General features: G+C 76.9%; 1 protein-coding gene and 1 pseudogene. One reads left to right on the plus strand and one right to left on the minus strand.

The window, feature by feature from the left end; all coding sequences use genetic code 11:
- Window positions 1-267: hypothetical protein (locus EAD89_RS27110; protein ID WP_199733646.1), on the minus strand; the 267-nt coding region annotated here is incomplete at its 3' end.
- A gap of 106 nt (window positions 268-373) precedes the next feature.
- On the opposite strand from EAD89_RS27110, the pseudogene EAD89_RS27115 reads away from it, so the two are divergent.
- Window positions 374-1,002 (plus strand): annotated as a pseudogene (locus EAD89_RS27115) (hypothetical protein); the annotation flags it as partial.

Consider the following 1,002-nt stretch of genomic DNA (forward strand, 5'->3'; position numbering starts at 1 on the left):
GACCACGACGCCCACGCCGACCGGCTCGGCCACCCCGACACCCACGGGCACTCCGACTCCGACCCCGACGCCGACCGGCAGCACCTCGCCGAGCACGTCGCCCAGCACGACCAGGACGCCGACGACCACGCCCCCGCCACGGCCGACCAGCGCGCCGGCCACCTCGGCCCCGGCCAGCACGCCGTCGGCGAGCCGGAGCGCAGTGGCCAGCGTCAGCCCGACCGCGAGCACGACGGGCAGCCCGAGCACCGGAAGCTGAACCGCCACGACCCGCTCCGGCTGTCCGCTCGGAGCGATCTGTGGCACCGTGACATCCAGGCACATCCGGCCCGATGTCACGGGTCCGGGTGCGAGCGTGGCACGGAGGGCGGAGATGGCCGAGCAGAGTGATCCGGCGGAGAAGAGCGGCGCCGTCGCGGTCGACCAGGCCGACCAGCCGGAACCGGGAACTACGGACCCGGCACCCGGCGCAGACACCGTCCCGGCCGCCGACGAGACCGCCGTCGACGGTGACGTCAGTGCCGCCTCGGCCCGCGCCACCGACAGTTCCACCGACACCGAGAGTCCCGCCGACAGCGACGCTCCCGGCGACAGCGACGCTTCCGCCGACAGCGACGCTTCCGCCAGCTCCGCCGCCGACGCGAACGGAGAGCAGCCGGCGCCCGAGGACGCTGACCCTGCTGCCGCCCCGGCCGCTACCCCGGTACGGGCGCGGGCGACGGTCGTCACCGCCGGCGCGTTGCCGGATGACCTGCCGGCCAGCGCTCCGGCGAGCGCGACCACCTACCGGGCGACCGGGTCGGCCAACCCGGCCGGCGGGGTACTGCCCGGGCAACGGGACGGCTCGAGCGCCCCGGCCCGGGCCAGCGCCACGGTGCCCGCCACCAGTCGCGTCACCGCCGACGCGGTGGGCAACCCGGGCTCCCGCGCGAGCGCTCCCGGCGTCTACCGCTCCGCTCCGGTGAGCACCGAGCCGCCGCAACCGGCGCAGCCTCCGGAGCC

Source organism: Micromonospora sp. BL4 (assembly GCF_003667505.1).
In the GTDB taxonomy this organism is placed as follows: Bacteria; Actinomycetota; Actinomycetes; order Mycobacteriales; family Micromonosporaceae; genus Micromonospora.